This window comes from Frankia sp. AgKG'84/4 (genome assembly GCF_023242965.2).
Taxonomy (GTDB): domain Bacteria; phylum Actinomycetota; class Actinomycetes; order Frankiales; family Frankiaceae; genus Frankia.
In genome coordinates this window covers 1-4,036 of sequence record NZ_JALKFU020000501.1, presented here as the reverse complement: position 1 = coordinate 4,036, position 4,036 = coordinate 1, and the positions used below count along the sequence as shown (strand labels likewise).

At 73.4% G+C, this 4,036-nt stretch carries 5 protein-coding genes; 2 read left to right on the top strand and 3 right to left on the bottom strand.

Features of this window, described 5'->3' with window-relative positions; translation table 11 throughout:
* On the top strand, positions 1–1,210 hold a 1,210-nt coding region (locus tag MXD58_RS22100), incomplete at its 5' end, for a hypothetical protein (protein ID WP_250609841.1).
* Positions 1,211–1,299: 89 nt separating this feature from the next.
* On the opposite strand, the gene hepT is transcribed toward MXD58_RS22100, so the two are convergent.
* The 3 genes from hepT to MXD58_RS22085 form a co-directional block, all read right to left on the bottom strand.
* Complete coding sequence (hepT, locus tag MXD58_RS22095) at positions 1,300–1,722, bottom strand: type VII toxin-antitoxin system HepT family RNase toxin (protein WP_248837850.1); 423 nt, start codon at positions 1,720–1,722, stop codon at positions 1,300–1,302.
* A 2-nt stretch (positions 1,723–1,724) separates the two neighbouring features.
* The gene (locus MXD58_RS22090; RefSeq protein ID WP_248837851.1) at positions 1,725–2,117 is read right to left on the bottom strand and encodes a nucleotidyltransferase domain-containing protein; all 393 of its coding nucleotides are present in this window, start codon (positions 2,115–2,117) and stop codon (positions 1,725–1,727) included.
* Positions 2,118–2,207: 90 nt separating this feature from the next.
* Positions 2,208–3,299, bottom strand: coding sequence for an LLM class flavin-dependent oxidoreductase (locus MXD58_RS22085; protein ID WP_248837852.1), 1,092 nt, complete (start codon positions 3,297–3,299; stop codon positions 2,208–2,210).
* Positions 3,300–3,639: 340 nt separating this feature from the next.
* On the opposite strand from MXD58_RS22085, the gene MXD58_RS22080 reads away from it, so the two are divergent.
* On the top strand, positions 3,640–4,036 hold a 397-nt coding region (locus MXD58_RS22080; RefSeq protein WP_518478602.1), incomplete at its 3' end, for an AfsR/SARP family transcriptional regulator.

Sequence of the window (4,036 nt, the reverse complement as noted above, 5' to 3'; positions counted from 1 at the left end):
GGCCCGGCAGCGTCCCGGCGAGATACCCCCGCTGTGGCAGCGGATCGCGACCAGCGCGGCGCTCGTCGCCCCGCTCGGCTGGGCCGCCGGGAAGCTCACCGGCGCCGGTCCGCGGACGGTCGGCGCGGCGACGGGCGGCCTTGCCGGGCTGCTCGGTCTGCGCCCGCAGAAGGTTCTGTTCGGGCCGGCGTTCGGCGCGGCGATGGGCAGCCTGCTCGGCGCGCGCGGCCGCCCGGTGCCGCCCGCCGCCGTCGCCGCCCTCACCATGGCCGCCTACCGGACGGCCTCCCCGGCGGTGTTCCGCGACGCGCAGGTGAGCCTGCTCGCCGAGCGGGTCCCGGCGCAGCGCCTGCCCTTCGTCGTGCCGCGCCAGGCCCGCTCGCGGCGGGTCGGCACCGGCTACGTGCGGGAACTGGCCGACGAGCTCGGCGGGCGCTACGCCGGCGACGTGGCCGACATCGGGATCGTCGCGTCCCTGGACGCGCTGGCCGGCCCGGAGTTCGACCCCGCCGGCGTCGACCCGCTGGTCCGCGAGTTCTACGAGCACACCACCCGGTTCGCCCTCGACATCACCCCGCGCTGGCGGCTGTGGGTGCGCCCCGGCTACCTGCTCTACCGCAACGCCCTGGCCCGCCCGCTGGGCCAGGCGAACGTGCCGATGAACCAGCGGGAGACCCAGCGCGGCATCCGCAGCCGCATCGACATCATCACGCTGCCCGACGCCGACGCCAGCACTGCCGACGCCAGCACTGCCGACGCCAGCACTGCCGATGCCAGCACTGCCGGCGACACCAACTCCGGCGGCGACACCGTGGCGGTCCGCGGCTGGATCCGCTCGTTCGCCGACACCGATGAACCGATCTACGTCGGGATCTACACCACCTACCGGCACGGCGACCGCGGCTATGTCAGCGTCGGTTTTCCCCTCCCCCAGGCCAGCTTCACCGCGACCCTGCTACCCCGCGCCCGCCCCGGCGGCGGCCTGACCCTCACCAGCCGCAGCGAGCTGGAACACCCCGGCCACTACCTGGCCTACCGCGACGAGTCCGACGGCAGCCTCACCGCCGCGGCCGTCCACGGCTTCGCCGAGGACCTCGACGTCTACGCCCAGGACGGCGAGCTGCGCGCCGAGCACGCCTTCGCCCTGTTCGGCATCCCGTTCCTCGTCCTCGACTACCGGATCACCCGCAAGCCCATCAGCGGCGCGTAGGCACCCGTCATCGGGGCGCCGTAGGTAAGGCCCCGGGCCTTCCGGTCAGCGATCTCCGTTCCACCCGGGACCAGCGTGGACGGGACAGGTCAGGCGTCTTCCGCGGAGACGTGGACCACGATCTGCCGAACGAAGTCGTCGAGGTCGCCGAGGTCTCCCAGACGGGTGATGACGATGTCATCGTTGACGGTGATGTAGTCGTGGACGAGCACGTTCCTGAATCCGACAGCCTTGCGGAGCGATCGCGCGAGATTCGGAGCCAGCGCTCCGTGGTCACCGAGGAGGCGGACCGCGTCACCGTTGTCGGCAGGCGGTCCCCAGCCACGCGCCGCGCAGAGGTGCTGCGCCACATCGACGCACGCCTCGATCGCGGTCACGAAGGTGTACTTGACGCCCCGCAGCCAGATCGGGTCCGCGCGGCGCTCGTCGTCGGCGTCCGCCTCGCGGCGAAGCACGGAGAGGTCATCGGTGATGGCGCGGAGCAGGCGCAGCACCCGGACCTGATCGACCACGGTCAGGTGGTCCGAGCGAGCAGGGCGGCCGCGAACTCCCGGTGAGAGCGGGTGATCCGTGGCAGTTCGTCGAAGTAGATCTTTCGGGTCATCGCTTCCCAGTGCACGCGCGCGGTGGGGTCGTCTTCGACGATCAGCTTTCCGCCGAGGGCGACCCGGCCTGCGAGCTCGAGCGGAGCGTTGTCCAGGACAAGGAGGTCCACCCCGGTCGGCAGGAGTACATCGAAGGAGTTCGGCGGCCGCGGCCCTCCGAAGTAGGCGGCGACGTCGACGTCCGAGTCGACCCGCTGGCGCCCGTCCGCACGGCTGCCATGCAGATAGGCGAACCGGCAGCCGGCCTGACGCAGCGCGGCGACGACCTCCGGCGTCACCGTGCGCTCGCGGGACTCATCCACGCTCCGATCTTCGCAGACAGGACGGCCGCACGGCGGGCCGGTCGCGCCCCGCGCCCACCGCGAGGCACTTTGAGGATCACTCGATGCCGGCTACCCGGGCGCCCTGAGCAGGGGCAGCAGCTCGTTGCCCTGGCGCTCGACCTCCCGCAGGTAGGGCGTGTCCGACAGGATGAAGTGGGTGATCCCCAGGTCGGCGTAGCGGCGCAGGGCGGCCGCGACCTCCGCCGCGGAGCCGACCAGCCAGGTCGTGCCGGCGCCCTCGCCGCCGATCCGGCCCGGCGCGGTGTAGAGGTTGTCGTCCAGGACGTCACCGCGCGCCTGCAGGTCGAAAAGGCGCCGCTGGCCGACGGCGCCGGAGTGGCCGTGGCCCTCGGGGAGGTCGTCCCGGCGGGCGGCCAGGTCGGCGACCTTGGCCTCGGCGTCGGCCCAGGCCTGCGCGGAGGTGTCCCGGACGAGGGTGGTGACGCGCAGGCCGAACTCCAGCGGTGGGTGTTCGCGACCGAGCTTCTCGCCGAGCTCCCGCAGGCGCGTGATGCGTTCGGCGATGTCGTCGCGCGGCTCGCCCCAGAACAGCTGGACGTCGGCCTCCATGGCCGCGACCTGCTCCGCCGCCGCGGAGGCGCCGCCGAAGTAGAACGTTGGATGGGGCCGCCCGGGGCGCGCCTGGACCCGCGGGGCGAGGGTCGAGCCGGTGAGCTGGAAGTACTCGCCGTCGTGGGTGACGTCCCGTTCGGTCCACAGCCGGCGGACCAGGCGCATGAACTCCGCGGTGCGGGCGTAACGCTGCGCCGGGCTCGCCTCGCCGTCGCCGTACGCCGCGAGGTCGTCCCGGCCCGAGACGATGTTGACACGCACCCGCCCACTTGAGAGCTGGTCGAGGGTGGCCGCGGCGGCGGCGAAGTGCGCCGGGCGCCAGTAGCCGGGACGCACGGCGATGAGGGGCTCGAAGCTGGTCGTGCGCGCGAGAAGGGCGGTGGCGACGGTGAAGGTGTCCGGTCGGTTCCAGCCGGCGCCGAGCAGCGCGCCCCGCCAGCCGTGCCGCTCGACGGCGAGGGCCTGGCGGGTCAGCGTGTCGAGACTGTTGTGGCCCGCCGTCGGGTCATCACCGCGGTGCCCGGGTCGGACCTCGTTGGGGACGTACCAGAGGAACTCCGCGTGACCCTGCGCGGTTCGGGTGCTCACCGGCCGTGGCCATGGGCGTGGGCCGGCTCGCCGGCCGCCACGATGTCGGTCGTCGGCATGACGTTTCCCTCCAGCGACAGTGATGCCCTGATGCCACACCACCCCGCCGATCCTGGCAACTCATTGCAATGTGTTCGTAACACATGGACAACACTCCGGCCGGATTCCCTCCCACCGCCCCGGCCACGGCCCGACGACAGCATCACGATCCTGCGGCGGGTACCCGCGTTCGGGCCAGGGCTGCGCGCCGTTCCGAGCTGCGCCCCGCGGCGGACCGCGTCCCCTTCCAGGGCCGCTGCGGGCCGAGCCGGCGGCGGTCCGCGCACCTAGACTGATCAGCGTGGTCGTGCGTCTTACTCTCCTGGACGGGGTGCGCTGGGAGGGCGCCCCGGTCGCGGGTGACCGGTCACAGGCTCTGCTCGCCGCGCTGGCGGCCGAGAACGGGCGGCCGGTGCGGGCGCGGCGCCTGGTCGAGCTGATCTGGTGCGGGGAGCCGATGGCGAATCCGGCCAAGGGCCTGCAGGTGGTCGTCTCCCGGACCAGGGCGGCCTGCGGTGCCGGCGCGGTGGTGCTCGACGGTGACGGCTACCGGCTCGGCGTCGCGCCGGCGCAGGTCGACAGCTGTCTGCTGGGCCAGCTGGTGGCCGAGGCAGCCGGCCTCGACGCGACCGATCCGTCGGCCGCCGCCGCGCGGGCCAGACAGGCCCTTGAACTCGGCGCCGCGCTGCCGTCGACGC